The sequence below is a fragment of the Sodalis sp. RH19 genome (assembly GCF_047324215.1).
In the GTDB taxonomy this organism is placed as follows: domain Bacteria; phylum Pseudomonadota; class Gammaproteobacteria; order Enterobacterales; family Enterobacteriaceae; genus Acerihabitans.
This window is the reverse complement of sequence record NZ_CP178734.1, coordinates 2411236-2430209: the sequence shown is the minus strand read 5'-3', so window position 1 is coordinate 2430209 and position 18974 is coordinate 2411236. Positions and strand designations below refer to the sequence as shown.

The window sequence follows — 18974 nt, the reverse complement described above, 5'->3', positions numbered from 1 at the left end:
GCCGCGCCTGAGCGCCGGCCGCGCGCCATCGGCTCCCCGCTCAGCGCCGCAGCTTATGCAGCGTCTCATGCGCCAGGCGCGTGAAATAGCGCGCCGCCGGGGCGATGAGCGCTTCCGCGGGATCGAAACGCGGATGATGCAGGCCGAAGGCGCTGGCCGAACCGATATTGACGAACGCGCCGGGCAAGCGGTGCAGATAAAAGGCAAAGTCTTCGCCGCCCATCAGCGGCGGCAGATCGTGGACCCGATAACCCTCCCGGGCCGCCACCTCCTTGGTGAAATCCGCCCATTCAGCGCTGTTTACCAGTACCGGCGGCCCGGCGTGCCAGCGCAGTTCGGCATGGGCGCCGAAGCCGGCGGCGATATGTTCAATCAGGCGGGTGATTTTTTCCGGCATCCTGGCCCGGACCGCCGTATTATGGGTGCGCACTGTGCCCTCAAGTTCCACCTGCTGCGGCAGCACATTCCAGGTATTGCCGCCGTTGATGCGCGTGACGCTTAACACCACCGATTCCAGGGCGCTAAAGGCGCGGCTGGGCAAGGTTTGCAACGCGGTGATGATATGCGCCGCCAGCACGATGCTGTCGACGCCTTCCTCGGGACGGGCGGCATGGGCGCCTTTACCGTTAACCAGGATTTCAAAGCGGTCGACGTTGGCATGCAGCGGTCCGGAACGGGTGCCGAATTCGCCCACCGGTAAATCGGGGGCGTTATGGCCGCCGAAGATCACGCTCACGCCCTCCAGCGCGCCGGCGTCGATAAGTTGCCGGGCGCCGTCGAAGGTTTCCTCGGCCGGCTGGAACAGGATCCGGACTTTACCGGCCAGATCGGCCTCCCGCTCCTTCAGCAGCAGCGCGGCGCCCAGCATAATCGAGGTGTGGATATCATGACCGCAGGCATGCATGACGCCGGGGTTACGTGAACTGAACGGCCGGTCCGATTGCTCATCAATGGGCAGGGCGTCGATATCGGCGCGCAAGGCGACGATCGGCCCGTCGCGACGGCCGATTTCCGCGACCACGCCGGTGTTCAGCGCGAGCGGCAGGAGAGGGATGTCCGCTTCGCTTAACCATTGCCTGATTTTTTGCGTCGTCTGGAATTCGTGATTGGATAATTCCGGATATTGATGCAGCTCCCTGCGCCAACCCACCAGCTTCTCCCCGAAAATATCCGTTAAAACCTCAGATGTCATGGTCTGTCATCCCGCAAAGGCTATTTCTTTTGTCAGACAAAAAAGCTAACAACCCCGCCAGCGCGGGTCAAAGATTAAATATGGCTGAGCTTAGGCATGAAATGGAAAAGCAAGGACGGGCGTCACCCGGTAACAGGGCGAATATTTGGCCGCGCATCCTACCCTGGCCCTATCACGCAACCTGCGCCCGACAGTACACATTTAACTCACATTTTAATTACATCTGTCTGACTTATGCCGTCGTTTAATGGCGATTATGCGAAAACTTCATAACGAAAGCCATGGCGGAGTAAAGCCTTTGATGAGTCTCACGGTTTAGCCGGTGGCTCTCCAGTAGGATAAGGATATGTATTATTCAGTGGCTAGAGAACTATTATGGAAACACAACTTTTACATGAATTCGTTTTATTATCGAAAACACTGAATTTTAGTAAAGCCGCGCAGAAAATGAATATCACCCAGCCGGTATTAAGCCGGCATATGAAATACTTGGAAGAATATTTTGGCGCTAGTTTTTTTAAACGCGATACACATAAAGTCGAACTGACCACCGCGGGGAAATTATTTACCGAAGAAGCAGGGAAAATATTATTACAGTATGAGACGTCCATATCGGCGATCCATTCTTTTACCGGCAAAAGCCGGCGCCGGCTTGCCGTGACGTTTCTGGGGGAAGCCATCCAGAAATTCTTGATTACTTTCCTGACGCAGTTCCGCGCCACCCATAACGATATCCTTATAGAATGCCGCGACAGCGAGCTGGATGAGGCCCTCGCGTTACTGGATAATCACGCCAGCGACATGGGATTTCTTATCAGGCCTAATTTTATGGCCAATGAATCGAGATTTTGCACGCTGCCTTTTCAAACCGATCCGCTGTGCGCGGTGGTCAATAAATGCCATCCCCTGGCCGGACGCGGCAGCGTTTCTTTGCGCGAGGTCAGCGAATGGCCGATAATGCGCATTGATCCACGGGAATTTTCCTTGTCCGATGAATACAGCACCCGTTTCTTGACCATTCGTAACATTGATTTCACCCTGGATAAAGAATACCCCAATCTTAAGACCTGCTGCTTTAACCTGGAATTTAGCGACCGCGCGGTGCTCCTGATGCCCAGGCACCGCGGATACCTGACCGGCCAGAACTGCGTTATGCTGGACATTGCCGAACAGGACTGCTGGTTTAACCTGGAACTGGTGTGGGACAGCAAAAATACCAATCCCTCGGTGGCCATATTTTTGAAAGAGTTTAAATCTTTCTTAAAACAGTAAATTAAGATGCCATCCCGCTTACCCTCCCCAATGCGCTATATCAAACCTTCATTGCATTTTATCATATAGCTATATATCTCTTTATGGTCCTCTTGCGCGTAATATTTAGCCTCCTTTTTCCGCCTGTGAAAGAATTTAATTTCCTATTGATAAATATGCTGAATATAGTCCAGTTCCCTTAATGGCAATCGGCATGCGCAATACGCTATTTTCTTGTTTTTTATGATGCGGGTCACCTATGTTCTTCAGGCAAAATCTGCGCCTGCGGTAACATCGCCACAATGGTTATGTCGAAAATGCATAGCCGGAAAAATAAAAAGAATTTCCACCATTTGTACAGCGATGGTACGTTTTTATTGCCCGAAAGCACCGGACCTAAAATGTATATCACATCATTTAAACCTGTGTTGCTTCCAAGAGATTCTAATAAAGCTATAAAGGAGTAAACCATGGCGATTAAAGCCAATTACGAGTCTGATCACGGAAAACGAAAAGAAATGTCCCATAAGGAATTGGGAACGATTCCCCATATGCGTTTCGAAGAGTATGCGGAGAAACTGAAACACTGCTTCACCATGAAACGGGAAAACGGCATTCTCGAAGCCCGACTGCATACCAACGGCGACAGCCTGCAATGGGGGGCGCCCGCGCACCAGGCTCTTCACTACTTTTTCGACTGGGCCGGCAGGGATCCCGATAACGAGGTCATCATCCTGGGCGGGACGGGAAAGGACTTTATGAAGGGCATCGGCCGGCTTGACGATAAGGGCAACTGGGGCCCGGCAACCGAGTTCAACTCCGCGCCGGAAGAAGCCTGGAAGATGTACGAGTATCAATACTATGACGGTACCAACGATATCGAAGGTCAAGTATTCGATGTGGAAGTGCCCACCATCGGCGTATGGAACGGCGCCGCTTTCCATACCGATCTGGTGCTTTTCAGCGATCTTACCCTTTGCACCGAAGATGCGTGGACCACGGATATGCACTTTCGCGTCAACATGGTGCCCGGTGACGGCATCGGCATCGCCTGGCGGGAACTGATGGGCCGCAAGAGATATGCCTATGCGGAACTGACCGGCGAGATCATCACGGCCCGCAAGGCCCTGGCCCTGGGGATGGTTAACGAGATCTGCCCGGATACGGAATCCTGCTACGCGCGGGCGCAGGAAATCGCCGAACTTATTATGCGTACCGGCAGCCGCGTCACCCGCCGCATTACCACTCAGCAGCTCAGAAAAGCATGGAAAGAAGATATCGCCAATGAGCTGCGCAACGCCTTCTCCACCGAAATGTTCGTCACCGCCACCGAACACAGCCCCCACGAAGTCAATTACTGGCACTGGGCGCACGAAGAGGCTGAGCTGGTCAAGGCAGCCGAGAAGAAAGGCAAGGTCATACGTCCGCGCGTCAACGGCGGCCAGGAAGAAGACGAAATCAAGTAACGGGGCATCCGGTGATGGATGAACCGCCATTGCCAGTCGCCGGGTCGCCATACCGGAAAACGACACGGCGCATTTGATTATTGTCGCCGCGGCACCGTTGCCGGCGGCGCGCGTACCGGCACGTCACGTTGCCTGCCGGTGCGTCCGGGCATCCTTTTGCCGGCAAAAATTCCTACCAATCGCAAGCGGGGCAGGTCCATGAATACAGGGAACGACGTCATCATATCCGCCGCATTGACCGGCGCGGTGACACCAAAAGACATCAATGAAAATATTCCGCTGACGCCCGAAGAAATTGCCGCGGACGCGTACCGCTGCTGGCAGCGGGGCGCCGCCATCGTTCATCTCCATATGCGCGACGATCGGGGGCTGGGTACGATGGACAGCGGAAAATTTGCCGAAACCATCCGTCTGCTGCGCGCCCGCCATGACTGCGATGTGATTATCAACTGCACCACCTCCGGCGACCATCGTGCCAGCGATAAGCAGCGGCAGGAGCATGTGGCCAACCTGAACGGGATAGAAATGGCGTCCTGGGACGCGGGTTCCTTTAACTGGATGCCCGGCGGCGTGTTTATCAATTCCCCGCAGTTTTTAGGCGCTCTCGGCGAGGTGCTGACCGCCCGGGGCATCAAACCCGAAGTGGAGATTTTCGATGCCGGCATGCTGGGCATCGCCGGGTATTTTCTCGAACAGGGCAAGCTGGCCGGGCCGCTGCATTATCAATTCTGCCTCGGCGTGCCGGGGGGAATGCCCGCCACGGTAGAGAACCTGCTTTATCTCCGTGAGCACATCCCTCCCGAGGCCACCTGGTCGGCATTTGGCGTCGGCAAGGCGCATATGTCCATGCTGTACGCCGCCATAGCGTTGGGCGGGCATGTCCGCGTGGGGCTGGAAGACAACGTCTATTTCCGCAAGGGCGTAAAAGCGTCCAATGCGCAGTTGGTGGAGCGCGCCGCACAGGCAATCCGCTTGTTCGGCAAAGAGGTGGCCACACCCGAACAGGCAAGAAAACTGCTGGGGCTCCGGCCGTTATAAACCAGGCCTTACCCGGGCCCGCCCAGCGGGTCCTGCAGGCATGCAAAAGAAGGTTGTTATGAGAGACGCAGTCATAGTATCGGCGGTTCGTACCCCGGTGGGTAAATGCCGCGGCGTGTTGGCGGCGGTACCGGCGCATATCCTGGGCGCACTTACCGTCAGGGAAGCGGTGGCCCGCGCGAACATCGAGCCGGAAAGCATTGATGATGTGATATTCGCCAACCTGATGAATAACGAAATCAATAACATGGGCCGCATGGTGGCGTTGGAGGCCGGGCTGCCGGTTTCCGTACCGGGGATAACCCTGGACCGTCAGTGCGCCGCGTCGCTAAACGCGCTGGCCTACGGCGCTATCCAGATCGCGGCCGGTTTCGCCGACGTTATTGTCGCCGGCGGGGTGGAAAGCGATTCCCGTCGCACCTGGCAGCTGGAAAAAACCGACAGCGCCTATGCGGTACAGCCGCCGCGCTTTGTCGATATCCATACGTCGCCGGATAGTCTGGGCAACCCGCCCATGGGCATCACCGCCGAAAATGTGGCCGCCAGGTACGGTTTGTCCCGCCGCCAGCTTGACGAGTTCGCGTTGCGCAGCCACCGGCTGGCCGGCGCCGCCTGGCAGGCGGGCCGGTTTGAGGAGCAGATTGTGCCGGTGCCCGTAACCGACAAAAAAGGCCGGCAAACCCAGGTGTCGCGCGATGAGCCGCTGCGCACCGATTGTTCCCTGGACGCCCTGGCTTCCCTGCGGCCCAGTTTCAAACAAGACGGCGTGGTGACCGCCGGCAACAGCTCGCCCATGAGCGACGGCGCCGGTGCCATGGTGCTGATGGAACGTTCGCTGGCGGAAAAAAACGGCCACGCGATCCTGGGCGTCTTTCGCGGCTACGCGGCGGCGGGAGTGGATCCCAACCTGATGGGACTGGGACCGGTTCCCGCCACCGCCAAACTGCTAAAGCAGGCGGGACTGGCGGTAGGCGATATCGATTTATGGGAGCTGAACGAGGCGTTCGCCGCTCAATCGCTGGCCTGCATCCGGGAAATCGGTATGGATCCCGCACGGGTCAATCCCAATGGCGGCGCCATCGCCCTGGGACATCCCCTGGCGGGCACCGGGGCAATCCTCACCGCGAAAACCCTGTATGAAATGAAGCGCCGCAACCTGGACAAGGCCGTTATCGCCTTCTGTGTCGGTGGCGGCCAGGGCGTGGCGGTTTTGCTGACGAGGAATTAATCATGCCGGGAAAATATGCCTTAGCCGATGACATCACCCGTCTTTTTCAAGACGGCCAGACGCTGATTTGCGGCGGGTTCGCCAATTGCGGCGTACCCAATCACCTGATCCAATGCGTGATAGACAGCGGCGCCAGGCACTTCACGCTGATTGCCAACGATTCGGGCGACGCCGACCTCACCATCGGCCGCCTGATTCATCACGGTCTGGTGGATAAGCTTATCGCCTCCCATATCGGCCGCAATACCGAAACCGTGGCGCTGGTGGCGGCGGGAAAACTCCAACTGGAACTGGTGCCCCAGGGCAGCCTGGCGGAGCGGATCCGCTGCGGCGGTTCGGGATTGGGGGGCGTTCTGACCAAAACCGGCCTGGGTACCGTAGTCGAGGAAGGGAAACACCGGGTGGTGGTAAACGGAGAACTGTATTTGCTGGAAACCGCGTTGCGGGCGGATATCGCCCTGGTGCGCGCCCGTACCGCCGACCCGCTGGGCAACCTGACCTATCGCGGCACCATGCGCAACTTCAATCCCCTGGTGGCCAAGGCGGCGAGGGTAACCCTGGTGGACGCGGACATGCTGGTGGACCTGGAGGAATACGGCATGGATCGCATCGTGACCCCGGGCGTCTATGTGGACAAGATCCTGACAACGCGAGGAGAAAGACAATGAATGCCCGTGAAAGGATAGCAAAGCGTGCCGCAGGGTATTTTTCCGCCGGCGATGTGGTCAACCTGGGCATCGGCATTCCCAGCCTGTGCGGCGACTACGCGCAGCCCGGCGTAATGTTCCATACCGAAAACGGCCTGGTGGGCATGGGCCCGCTCACTTCGGGCATGCTGGCGACGGAAGGATTCTGCAATGCCACCGGCATGCGTTTTGCGCCGGTGCCCGGCGCCAGTTCATTCGACAGCGCGGAATCCTTCGGCCTGGTCCGTTCCGGCAAACTGGCGGCGTCGGTGCTGGGCGCCCTGCAAGTGGCGCAAAACGGCGATCTGGCCAATTGGGCCCAGCCCGGCCGGGTGTTCGGCATGGGCGGGGCGATGGACCTGGTGAACGGCGCCCGCAAGGTCATTATCACCATGGAGCTTTGCGCTAAAGATGGCGCACGCAAAATCGTCAACGCCTGTAGTTATCCCCTGACGGGCAAACGCTGTGTCAATCATATCGTTACCGAACAGTGCGTGATTGACGTTACCCCGGACGGACTGGTGCTGGTGGAACTCCTGGCGGGATTGACCCCACAGGACATCCAGCGTCAGGTCGAGCCGCGGCTGATTGTGGCCGATGTCTTGAAAACCATGGAAATATAGCGTCCGGAGGACACCGTGATAAAAAGCGCTCCAGGTAGATTTGCGCCAGATCACGACACGGGCGATGACGTCGAAACCGGGGCGGAAAACCGGCAACCGTGCGCAACATCCCGATAAACCCACTACGCATCCCCGGGCGCGGCCCGACTGCGTACAACGAGCTGACCATTATGACTGGGCAAGAAAAACACCTGGCGCTGCCACAGAAGACTGTCGATCTTACTACCCGGGGGGACGATCATCTTTCCGCCACCAAAAGCAGTTTCGGCTTCCATGGATGGACCATTATCTGTTTCCAGGCCCTGATGTTCTGGCTGGCCGCGGGCGCCGTAACGCATGGCTTGAATGTGATCCTGCCCGCCTTATCCAACACCTTTAACCTGGAGTACAACGCGCTGCTGGCGCTGGCGACCCCGGCCTCCTGGGCTTCAATCCTGGCGGGGCCCCTGTGCGCCAAGCTGTGTGAAAAGAAGGGACCGAAATTTAATATCGTTTTCTGCCTTATCGCCTGCGGCTTGTGTTTCGGCCTGCTGGGCTACTGGGGGACGCTAACCGGTTTTACCGTACTGTTTGCCGGGGTCTGTTTTTTCGGCACCGGTTTCGCCTATCTGGGTGGAACCGCTCTTATCGCCAACTGGTTTATCCGTAAACAGGGTCTGGCGCTGGGCTGGTGCACCATGGGGCAAACCTTTTCCAGCGCCTTTTTCGTGCCGGTGCTGGCCGGGTGTTTCTCATGGTTCGGCGTGCATAACGGCTTTTGGGGCGTCTCGCTGCTGATGTTCGCCACCGCGCTGCTGGTGGCGCTATTTGCCGCCAACAAACCGGAAGACATCGGCCGCGCGCCGGACAATGCGCCCATTACGGCCGAGGAACTGGCCGAACGGATTCGTGCGCATTCAGACTACATTTGCCCGGTCACCACCGGTCAATTGCTTCGCATGAAGGACGTCTGGTTCATGGGCATCGCCACCGGCGGTATCTATATCATGCTGGTGGGGGTGGTGAGCCAGATTGTGCCCCGCCTGATGGGCATGGGATTTGAACTGGGCACCGCCATCTTCTATATGACCCTGGCGGCGCTGTTCGGCACCTTCGGCGCCTATGGCTGGGGTTGGCTAAACCAAAAGGTGGGCATTAAAGCGGCCATCTCCATTTACACCTTGTGGTGGATGGTATCGGTGGTTATCAACATCGTCCAATTTAATGCGCTGACCCTGTGGATTTCTCTGTTGATGATCGGTTTTAGCCTGGCGGGCGCCACCAATTTAAGTACCGCGCTGATTGCCACTAAATTTCCGCGCAAAGCCTATATCCGGGCCATCGGCATTATCGCGCCCATCCAGTCCATTGTACGCTGCTTCGCATTTTCCATTCTGGCGCTGGGATTGACCTATCTGGGCGGATATACCGGCGCTTATCTCCTCTTGGTAGGGGTCGGCGCCGTGACATTGATTTTGATTTGGCAAACCGATGTGACGCCGATAGGAACATTGACGCCAACATCCGGCGAACACCCCGGCCTTCGTTAATGGCGAAAAGAGAATCAAATAGGTTTTTACCCGAACCTGAATAGGATGAATTTATCAAAAACAACCGCCGGCAATGTGCCGGAAATAATAATTGCCGCGATTATTCATCGGGATAAAGCGGACGCTGATTAAATCGTAACAGGCATTCTAATAAGACAGGGTTTCCTGGAGAAATATAATGAGATTCAGCAGGAGGTCAATATGACGGGAATTGTTATTGCCAGTGCCGTGCGTACCGCAATCGGCAGCTTTGGCGGCAGTCTGGCGTCGCTGGCCGCCCCCCGGTTGGGCGCGCTGGTGGCGCTGGAAAGCCTCAGGCGCGCCGGTATCCCGCCCGATATTATCGACGAGGTTTTCTTGGGTAATGTCCTGCAGGCGGGATTGGGCCAAAACCCGGCCCGTCAGGCGATGCTGCATGCCGGCATTAATGAAAAGACCCCGGCGACCACCGTCAATGTCGTCTGCGGGTCCGGCTTGAAAAGCGTCATCCTGGCGTCCCAGGCTATCGCCGCGGGCGATGCGCAGATTGTCCTGGCCGGCGGGATGGAAAATATGTCGGCGGCGCCTTATCTGCTGGATAAAGCCCGCTGGGGCTACCGGATGGGGGAAGGCGCCATTATCGACAGCATGGTGCATGACGGACTGTTTTGCAGTGTTAATCAATACCATATGGGCATCACCGCGGAAAATGTCGCCGTCCGGTATAACATCAGCCGGCTGGAGCAGGATCAGATTGCCCTGCGCTCGCAGCAGCGGGCGGTGGCGGCCATTGGCAACGGCGCGTTCCGTAATGAGATTCTGCCCGTGATCTTGCCCGGCAAAAAAGGCGACATTATTTTCGATACGGATGAACATCCGCGCGGGGATGTCAGCGCCGAGGGCCTGGCCAGGCTGCGTCCGGCCTTTGCGCCTGAGGGCAGCGTCACGGCGGGGAATGCCTCCGGCATCAATGACGGCGCGGCCGCGCTGGTGGTAATGAACGAAGCCCGGGCCCGCGCACTCGATATCAGGCCGTTGGCGCGGATCCGCGGTTATGCCACCTGCGGCGTCGACCCGGCGTTTATGGGCATCGGGCCGGTGCCGGCGGTGCGCGCGGCACTGAAGAGGGCCGGTCTGGGTATCGGTGATATTGACCTGTTCGAGGCCAATGAAGCCTTTGCCGCGCAGTTCGCCGCGGTGGGCCATGAGCTGGGGCTGGATGAAGACAAAACCAACGTCAATGGCGGCGCCATCGCCCTGGGCCATCCCATCGGCGCCTCCGGCGCCAGGATATTGGTAACGCTGCTCTATGCCCTGGCGGCCCGGGACAAAACCTTCGGCGTGGCAACCCTGTGTGTCGGCGGGGGATTAGGGGTGGCGATCGTGGTGGAACGCCTGTGACATATGTCTTACCGTCAGGGGGAAAATAGGGGCTTAAAAAATAAAAACGGGAATAATTTAAGGCCGAGTACAGGTCTTAATTCATAAATGCATTAAAAATACAAAAATGGATGATTACTGTTTTTACGGGCTGGTTTTATATCCCGGCTTTGACGATATTTTTTATAGCCAGGATTGAAAACCGACATAATAAGTGCGGCGAAGTTGGAAATGACGCGTAATAAAGCCAATTGCAATCATTTTAGGTCATGTGCCCGATAAATTCGGACGTGGATTAATATTGGCACTAACTTTGCTCAATATCGCGGGTAGATAAAACTTATATAAGCGGAACGATATTCTATGAAAAACGATTACGTGAAAAAAAGCTTATCAGCACTGGTTGCGCTCATTCTGGGCTGCTCTGCGGGTCTGTCGGCCAACGCGGCTGTTACCGCCGGCGATTATACGGCTGCGGCCAAAGGCAAGGAAAGTGATGTCAGGGTCACGGTTTCCATTGATCAAGCGGGAACGATTAAAAATATCGTCGCCGACGCATCCGGAGAAACCCCTGAACTGGGCGGCGTGGCGGGACCTCTGGTCGCCAAGTCCATCCTTGATAGGCAAAGCCTGGACGTGGACGGCATGACCGGCGCCACCGAAACCAGCGATGCCGTTAAGCAAGCCGCCAAGGCGGCCTTGCTGAAGGCCGGCGCGGATATCGGCAAATACACCAGCGTATCGGCTAAAACCGCAGACCCTGTCGCCGATGAGGAGAAAACGGTGGATGTGGTGGTCATGGGGGGCGGCACTTCCGGCACCGCCGCCGCGCTGGCCGCGGCGGAAAAAGGCGCTAAGGTGCTGGTGATTGAGAAATCCGCGGTGGTGGGCGGCAGCGGCAATATGGCCAGCGGCTTTTTTGCCGTGGGATCGGCGCTGCAAAAATCCTTAGGGATGAAATATACCCCGCAGGACCTGACGCACCGGCTGCTGGATTACAACCACTTTTTATCCAATGGCCCGCTGACTAAAGCCATTGTGTATAAGTCCGGTTCAACGGCTGACTGGATGGAAAAACATGGCGTGAAGCTGGAGATTAAGACCGCCGCCAAAGACACCAACCAATTACAGCAGGCGCACATGGATGATCCTATCAAGTCTGATATTTACCACCATTATCTCAATACCAATGCCGCCTATAAAAGTCTCTATGCCGACTTCCAGCAATATGGCGGAGAATTGCTCAAAAGTACCGCTGTGACATCATTGATTCAGGAACAAGACGGCAAAGTCACCGGCGTCATTGCGCAAAAGGCGGACGGTGGCAAATTACTCGTCCACGCCAAGGCGGTTATCATCGCCAGCGGCGGGTTCGGCGGTAATGAAAAATTAATACGGGACGTGATGGATACACCGAATATTCATATCCTGGCCTGGCCGAATCAGGGCGAAGGCCTCAAAATGGCCTGGGCCGCCGGCGGGGCGGAGTGGAACTTTCATTCCGCATTGATTCACGCCTGTAAACTGGTGGGAATTACTTCGTCAGCTTCCGCCGATAAAGGCAATGCCGAAAATGATAGTCCCCTTATTTGGTTATTGAAATCACCATTATTATGGGTGGACGCCAACGGTGAGCGATTTGGCGATGAAGGCCTGGTGTATGATTCGGCGTACTGGGCAAATGTGTCTTATTCGGTGGGCGGTAAATATTACATTATTCTCGATAATCAGACGCTGAATGCTTTTACCAAAAAATCATTCCCCTTTCCTTTATCCGGCGCCGGTCCGGCCAATCCTCCCAAGGGCGGCGATTTCACGGCGCTGGCGGATACCGCTGTCGATGGGGGTAAAAGTAAAAATATTTTCAAAGGACAGACACTGGAAGAACTGGCAAAAAATATGGGTGTGGAGGCCGGCCAATTGGAGAAAACCGTTTCCCGTTATAACGATCTGATCAAAGCCAAAGTTGACGCGGACTTTGGCAAAAAACCGGATTATCTGATTTATCCGGTGAAAACCGGACCCTTCTATGCGTTTGAAACCCAGGTGGTGAGTTTAAGCAGCATCGGTGGGGTAAGGGTTAACGCCAAATTACAGGTCACCGATATTAACGCCAAACCTGTCCCGGGATTATATGCGGTGGGCAATGTCGCCGGAGGTTTTTACAGTGGACCCTCTTATCCGCCTTATGAAGGCTTAGCTAATGGCTTTGCGTTGAATTCAGGCCGCATTGCCGGGGAAAACGCGGCGGAAACCATCGCGGCCGCTCATTAATATCAGCAGGGCGAGAGGGCTAAACAGTGTCTTCAAACTGTACCCTATACAGTCAAATGGGCTGGTGAAATACAGGAGCATAATACCTTGCTTCAGGATACCGGCAAGGGATGAAGCATTGCTCGCGCATTATATTTAAATAAGGGGTCGTTATGGGCGTGTCGCGTCGCGGGTTTATTATGGGAATAGGCGGAGCCGTGCTGGCGGCCAATTCAATTAACCGTATTCTGGCGGAGGTCATTAATCCGCAAACTCTCATTGTGGGTAATATCCGCTACGGCATGATCCATGACGAAACCCGCTGCATTGGCTGTAGTGCCTGTGTCCGGGCCTGTCACAAAGTCAATAATGTTCCGGAGGAAGTCACACGGCTGGATATTCTGGATAACGGCACGTACCGGGAGATGGATAAAACCTCGCGGCAGTTCAAGCGTAAATCCTGCCAGCATTGCGATAACCCGCCGTGCGTTGCGGTTTGCCCTACCGGCGCTTCTTATAAAGACGCTACAACGGGCATAGTTGATGTCCACCACGATCGGTGCGTTGGCTGCCGGTACTGTATCGCCGCCTGTCCCTATCATGTCCGCTTCATCCATTCGCTGACGAAAACGGCGGATAAGTGCAATTTTTGCCGGGATACCAATCTGGCCGCCGGCAAGCCCCCCGCCTGCGTGGCGATCTGCCCGGTGAAGGCGCTGACCTTCGGTAATCTGGACGATCCCGACAGCGATATCGCCAAACTTATCGCCAGCAAAACGGTATACCGTGAAAAAGTATATTTAGGCACTCACCCCAAGCTCTATCATATCGCCGGCAAATTTGGAGAGATACGAGGATGAACACTGCGTTTCATTTCGCTACCCTGGTCTGGGATTGGCCCATTGCCATTTACTTATTATTAATAGGTATTTCATCAGGCATGGTCATCATAGCCGTTTTGCTTAAAAGGCAACTCCTCGTGGCAAATGCCGGCAGCGACGGCATTATCAAGGCGACGGTAGTTATTGCGCCTTTAACGGTTGTTCTTGGGCTGGTGATTCTTATTTTCCATTTGGCGCGTTCGTGGACTTTTTGGTATTTGATGGTGTTTTATAATCCCCATTCGGTTATGTCGCTGGGGGTAATGTTATTCCAGGTTTATATGGCGGTGCTCATACTCTGGATTATCGCCATCTATCAGCAATACCTCCTTGATATGATTAAATCAAGATGGCTGAAACGGATTATTTTTTTCATCGCGGGATGGGAACGCCGGCTTGATATGGCGGTATTTTTGTTGGCCATTCTGCTCGGGGTCTATACCGGCTTCCTCTTGCTGGCCCTGAAATCCTATCCGTTATTGAATAACCCGGTATTGCCTCTGCTTTTCCTGGTCTCCGGCCTGACATCCGGGGTGGCCATGGCGATATTTTGCGGACTGGCGTTCTGTAAACAATCGGTTTATTCGCCGTCCCTGGCTTTTATTCACCGACTGGAACCGCCGCTTATCTTGACCGAGCTTGGCCTGCTGGCGGTTTTCTTCATCGGCCTGATTTTTGGCGGCGGACAAAAGGAGGCCGCGGCATTAAATGCCCTGAGCGGTTTTTGGGGGGCCGTGTTTTGGCTTGGCGTGGTGGGACTGGGTATGGTATTGCCTATGGCTTTAAGGTTGCTGTGCGCAGGCCGTATCACCTCCCATAAAGTTTATTGGCTATCGATGTCGGGCGTCGCATTGTGCAGCGTGTTTATGCTGCGCATGTTTATATTGTATGCGGGACAGATGGTAATGGCATAAATGAACAACTTAACCTGGCTTGTGAGCGTTGCATCATTAACTTTTTTTATGCAATCTTTGGATACCACCATGTTATATCTGGCTATCCCCTCCATGGCGCAGGCATTACATCAGTCCTCCCTTAGCATGGGGATGGTGGTGGTGTCTTATATGCTGACAGTGATGGTTTTTACGCCGGTATGCGGCTGGCTGGCGGATACATACGGCTATCGGCGAATCTATCTCTTAGCGTTGGGCTTATTTAGCCTTGGCTCGTTTTTGTGCGCCGCGGCGGATACGTTAACCGCCATTATCCTGGCGCGTTTTTTACAGGGCATTGGGGGAGCGCTAATGCTGCCGGTGACGCGCGTGGTCATTTTAAAAACGACCCTCCCGGCGGATAAATTATCCGCCTTAAATAAGATCACGTTATTGGGGTTGGGCGGAACGCTGCTGGGACCGCCGCTAAGCGGACTGCTGATAACCACATGCTCCTGGCGCATGATTTTTCTGGTAAATATTCCTCTATGCCTGATCTGTGTCGTCCTGGCAAAAAAATATATGCCCGAACAGCTAACATCAAGTATGCGGGGAAAATTCGATACCATAGGATTTATGCTGGTGGTACCGGCATTGTTATTAATCTTGCTTGGCTTGTTGGGCATCGGTAAACACTATTTTACCGGAATGTGGGTAATTATATTCTTCCTAATAGCAATGCTGTTGTTATATCGCTATAAAAACCACCAAGATAATACCAATGATCCTCTATTCACTCTTTCGCTGTTTCGTCACAGAACCTTTGCCGTAGGCATAGCCAGTAATATTTGCGTGCGGATTTTTATAGCGTCGGTACCTTTAGTCCTGTCGCTGATGCTGCAACGGGAATTTAACTATTCACCGAGGGGTGTCAGTATCATTATGCTGTCGCTGGCGTCGGGTTCGATAAGCGCCCGGTTCCTGCTGCGCCCGGCATTGATATGGTGCGGCTACCGGTGTTTGTTGCTTATCGCGACGACGGTAAGTGCTGCGTTAATCTATTCTTTGACTCTTCCTGGGTTGAACGGCTCGCTGGATAGCGTCGTTATATTGATATTTATTCTGGGGGTGTTTACTTCTGTCCTGTATGCCACCATGAATACTCTGACGTTCAGCGAGTTAACCAATGAGACCTATCACGCCGGCAACAGCTTGCTGATACTGAGCCAGCTGCTTTCAATCATAATAAGCGTTACGTTAACATTTACGGTGCTTCATTATGTTAACTACGCCGCTAACGCCAGGGGGCTGGAAAATTACCATGTGTCATTTTTAATGATGAGTTTTGGCTTGTTTTTATGTTGCTTTATTTTTTTACGCCTGGATAAAAACGATGGCGATGTTTTTGTGCAGGAAACGCAGAAGTAATAACGCGGTTATTTAAAGAATAATCCTGACTGCCAGTAATATTAGGTAGTTATGACATCTGATGTTTTAACAAAATGTAATTATCGATGATAACCAGAGCCGGAAAAACAACGCGCTGATAACGCGCCCGGAATAGGGCATGCTATCGCGGTTGGGCCGTCATTGAATATATTCGTGGCCGGCCGTTTCCGTCCTATTACCTCAATGGGATAGAACAATGAAAATAACGCCTCATAATATATGGAATCGAATGCTATGTTCCGGCGCGATCGCCTGCGGCATAGCGCTGACAAGCAGCGCGGCGTTTGCCGCCAGCGACGCGGAATCTTCAGGACGGCCGCTGTCCGATGCCGGGGGATGGCTGTCGGAGCACGGCGTTACCCCACATATCATGGCCTCTCAGCTTTGGCTGGGCAACCCCAGCGCGGGCACCTCCACCGACGAGCAGCAGGCCTACACGATGTTTTTCGCCGGCGCGGATTTCGATCTCGATCGTATGGGATTCATACCCGGCGGCACGGTCCACTTTATGCAACTGTGGGTGCCCTTCGCCCATAATACTCTCTATGGCAATAACGCCGGCGGCATGTTGGCCGGCGATCCGCCGCCCTATATCCCCAAGGTCTCGCATTTGCTGCGTTTCGGTTATGAACAGCAACTGTTTAACGATCGGCTCTCCATTGAACTGGGCAAGAGCAATCCCGGCCAGTTTGTCGGTTTCAGCAACTGTAACGTGCCGTCGTCCTGTATAAATACCGTACTGAATAAAACCGCGGGGTTCGCCCCCGCGCCTTACGCCGGCTGGGGCGCACGCGCCAGCTACCACTTTACGCCGGCGCTGGAGTCCAATATCGGTGTCTGGCGCACCTACCAGGCGTTTCCGTTCACCAACGGCTGGGAACGGTGGGACGACGACTTAGATACCGGCAGTACCCTGCTGGTCGCTAATTTAGCGCGGCGCGCCAGCTGGCGGCAGGAGCCCTATCCCTTCAACTGGGAGGTCCTGGCGTTCCACAATAATTTGCAATACAACGATGCCTACGCCACGGTAAACGGCACTTCGAAGGTATACGACGGCAGCTCGGCGGTGCGCACCCATAAAGGGGTATCCGGCTTTTATCTTACGGCCAAAAAAGCTTTATGGCGGCGCGATGGCGGGGCCGATCCCCACAATCCCGCGCCCAGCGCCGTGAGTCTGCACGGCAGCTGGTCGCAAACCCTGCAATCGGATGCCTACACGGGAATAGCCACGTTGGCTGATGTCGGGCTTATCTGGTCGGGCCCCTGGCAGAGCCGTCCCGATGACAGCTACGGCCTGACTTTCCGCTGGGGCAGGCTGACGGATGGCGAACACCGTTATTTGCAGGATATGTACGATTCCCAGGGAGGAACGGGGTGGCAGGTGCCGCGTAACGAACAGCAGGTCAGTATCGACGCATCCTTTATGCTCACGCCGGAGGTCAATTTAACGATGACCGGGTCTCGGGTCTGGAACAACACCAATTACCAGTATGCCTATACCAACGTCAAACCAGAGGATGGCTACACATTCTGGATCCAGGTCAACGTCATGCTGGAAAAACTGCTTGGTCTGTGAGGGCTGCGAACAGGGAAAACTGCCGGCCCGTCCTGGCGCCGGCAAAATGTGTTTACGGTTATCATTGCTGATGGCAAATCATATTCGTATCCGTACCGAACCTTCTGCGTCCCAGCCCCAGGGATTGCATTTTCCTGACGATGGTGGGCTGGGATACGCCCAGGGCGGCGGCAATATGATAGGTGGTTTTATATTTATCCTGGGCCAGCGCCAATACAGTCCTTTCAATTTGCGACAGAATATCCGGCAGGGTATGGTTAAGACGCAGCTGCCTGGCGCAAAAATTCAATGCTTCGTCATCCAGATGGTCAGGTTGCGGATGCTGTTCATTCTTGCATAGCAGTGGAGAGATGATTTCTTCGGTAATGAAATTTTCCTCGGAACAAATATACAAATATTCAATGATGTTTTCCAGTTCGCGGATATTGCCCGGCCAGGCGTAATTGACTAACAGTGTCAACGTCGGGGCGGGGAATCTGATTATTCTGTTATAAAGAGCATCAAATTTATGCAGGAAATGTTCAGTCAGTAACGGAATGTCGCTTTTTCTTTCCCGTAAAGGGACGAGATGAATCGGAATAAGGTTAATGCGGTAAAAAAGATCTTCACGGAATTTTCTCTCGGCGACTTTTTTATCCAGATCGGCATTGGTGGCGGCAATGACGCGCACATTCAGTTTGACAGGTTTAGTTCCGCCTAAGCGGACGATTTCTTTTTGCTGCAAGACGCGTAACAATTTCGCCTGGGCCTCGAAGGGTAAATCGCCGATTTCATCCAGGAATATTGTTCCGCCGTTGGCCTGCTCAAAAAAACCGGCTCTTCCTGAACCGGCGCCGGTGAATGCGCCTTTTTCATAACCGAAAAGCTCACTTTCTATAAGGCTGACCGGTATTGCCGCACAATTAAGCTTGATAAAAGGCCGGTCTGCCCGCGCGCTTAGTTTTTGGATATTCTCAGCCACCACTTCTTTACCTGTGCCGGATTCTCCGCGTATTAAAACGGATGCATCCGTTTTTGCGACCCGCAGCATGATCCGCTTCAGTTCTTCCATCGGTCTGCTGACACCGATAAAATTAGCGAAAGGTGGGGAAGCCGGCCCTGCTATTTTTTCCAATGGTTCATGATAGGATTCGAATGAATAAATCGGATAGTTGAATTTGGCATGCAGTTTCTGGAAAAAAGATTGCGCATACAAGATAGACACCACATGTTCAATCTCGTTTTCTTCATCAAGCACCGGCATACCTGACACAAAAGCCATTTTTTCCGGTAACAGATGATGAACAAAAAACGCCATGGCCTCTTTCTTTTGTTTGAGGACTTCGGTGGTAATCGCGCTTTTGAAATATTTTCCTTCTTTAATAATATCGTCAATGCTCCGGCCAAGGATGGCATCAGCCTCTATGATGGGGTTTTCCCGCAAGTAAGCCAGGTTGATATATTCCGTTACGCCGCTGGAGTTGGTTATATAGATAGGGCATTCCAGGGTATCGACGATTTTCTTGAAATCTATCCCAGCCTCGTTAGCCGTTTGGAGAAAATTTGCGCTGGACATGATGGGCCTCTTGAAA

At 54.4% G+C, this 18974-nt stretch carries 15 protein-coding genes; 13 read left to right on the top strand and 2 right to left on the bottom strand.

The window, feature by feature from the left end; all coding sequences use genetic code 11:
• Positions 1-40: 40 nt before the first annotated feature.
• The gene (locus tag ACL2XF_RS10965) at positions 41-1192 is read right to left on the bottom strand and encodes an amidohydrolase (RefSeq protein WP_413728587.1); all 1152 of its coding nucleotides are present in this window, start codon (positions 1190-1192) and stop codon (positions 41-43) included.
• A gap of 375 nt (positions 1193-1567) precedes the next feature.
• On the opposite strand from ACL2XF_RS10965, the gene ACL2XF_RS10960 reads away from it, so the two are divergent.
• From ACL2XF_RS10960 to ACL2XF_RS10900, 13 genes are all read left to right on the top strand, one after another.
• On the top strand, positions 1568-2464 hold the full coding sequence (locus ACL2XF_RS10960; RefSeq protein ID WP_413722544.1) for a LysR family transcriptional regulator: 897 nt from the start codon (positions 1568-1570) through the stop codon (positions 2462-2464).
• A 449-nt stretch (positions 2465-2913) separates the two neighbouring features.
• Positions 2914-3909: an enoyl-CoA hydratase/isomerase family protein gene (locus tag ACL2XF_RS10955; protein ID WP_413722545.1), complete on the top strand. Its 996-nt coding sequence runs from the start codon at positions 2914-2916 to the stop codon at positions 3907-3909.
• 198 nt (positions 3910-4107) lie between these two features.
• Complete coding sequence (locus ACL2XF_RS10950; protein ID WP_413728586.1) at positions 4108-4947, top strand: 3-keto-5-aminohexanoate cleavage protein; 840 nt, start codon at positions 4108-4110, stop codon at positions 4945-4947.
• 58 nt (positions 4948-5005) lie between these two features.
• Positions 5006-6175, top strand: coding sequence for a thiolase family protein (locus tag ACL2XF_RS10945; protein ID WP_410015549.1), 1170 nt, complete (start codon positions 5006-5008; stop codon positions 6173-6175).
• 2 nt (positions 6176-6177) lie between these two features.
• The gene (locus ACL2XF_RS10940) at positions 6178-6843 is read left to right on the top strand and encodes a 3-oxoacid CoA-transferase subunit A (RefSeq protein ID WP_410015548.1); all 666 of its coding nucleotides are present in this window, start codon (positions 6178-6180) and stop codon (positions 6841-6843) included.
• Positions 6840-7484, top strand: coding sequence for a 3-oxoacid CoA-transferase subunit B (locus ACL2XF_RS10935; protein WP_413728585.1), 645 nt, complete (start codon positions 6840-6842; stop codon positions 7482-7484). The genes ACL2XF_RS10940 and ACL2XF_RS10935 overlap by 4 nt, the downstream gene beginning before the upstream one ends.
• A gap of 170 nt (positions 7485-7654) precedes the next feature.
• The gene (locus ACL2XF_RS10930; RefSeq protein WP_413728584.1) at positions 7655-9013 is read left to right on the top strand and encodes an MFS transporter; all 1359 of its coding nucleotides are present in this window, start codon (positions 7655-7657) and stop codon (positions 9011-9013) included.
• Positions 9014-9214: 201 nt separating this feature from the next.
• On the top strand, positions 9215-10393 hold the full coding sequence (locus tag ACL2XF_RS10925; RefSeq protein ID WP_413728583.1) for an acetyl-CoA C-acetyltransferase: 1179 nt from the start codon (positions 9215-9217) through the stop codon (positions 10391-10393).
• Positions 10394-10735: 342 nt separating this feature from the next.
• Positions 10736-12646 carry an FAD-dependent oxidoreductase gene (locus tag ACL2XF_RS10920; protein WP_410015544.1) on the top strand — a complete coding sequence of 637 codons (1911 nt, stop codon included), beginning with the start codon at positions 10736-10738 and terminating at the stop codon, positions 12644-12646.
• 152 nt (positions 12647-12798) lie between these two features.
• Complete coding sequence (locus tag ACL2XF_RS10915) at positions 12799-13485, top strand: 4Fe-4S dicluster domain-containing protein (RefSeq protein WP_413728582.1); 687 nt, start codon at positions 12799-12801, stop codon at positions 13483-13485.
• Positions 13482-14420, top strand: coding sequence for a cytochrome c nitrite reductase subunit NrfD (nrfD, locus tag ACL2XF_RS10910; RefSeq protein ID WP_413728581.1), 939 nt, complete (start codon positions 13482-13484; stop codon positions 14418-14420). The genes ACL2XF_RS10915 and nrfD overlap by 4 nt, the downstream gene beginning before the upstream one ends.
• Entirely contained in the window at positions 14421-15806 is a 1386-nt protein-coding gene (locus tag ACL2XF_RS10905; RefSeq protein WP_413728580.1) for an MFS transporter, read from the top strand. It begins immediately after the preceding gene.
• Positions 15807-16056: 250 nt separating this feature from the next.
• A complete protein-coding gene (locus tag ACL2XF_RS10900; protein ID WP_413728579.1) occupies positions 16057-17403 on the top strand; it encodes a carbohydrate porin in 1347 nt (448 codons plus the stop codon).
• A 61-nt stretch (positions 17404-17464) separates the two neighbouring features.
• On the opposite strand, the gene ACL2XF_RS10895 is transcribed toward ACL2XF_RS10900, so the two are convergent.
• On the bottom strand, positions 17465-18958 hold the full coding sequence (locus ACL2XF_RS10895) for a sigma-54 interaction domain-containing protein (RefSeq protein ID WP_413728578.1): 1494 nt from the start codon (positions 18956-18958) through the stop codon (positions 17465-17467).
• Positions 18959-18974 lie beyond the last annotated feature (16 nt).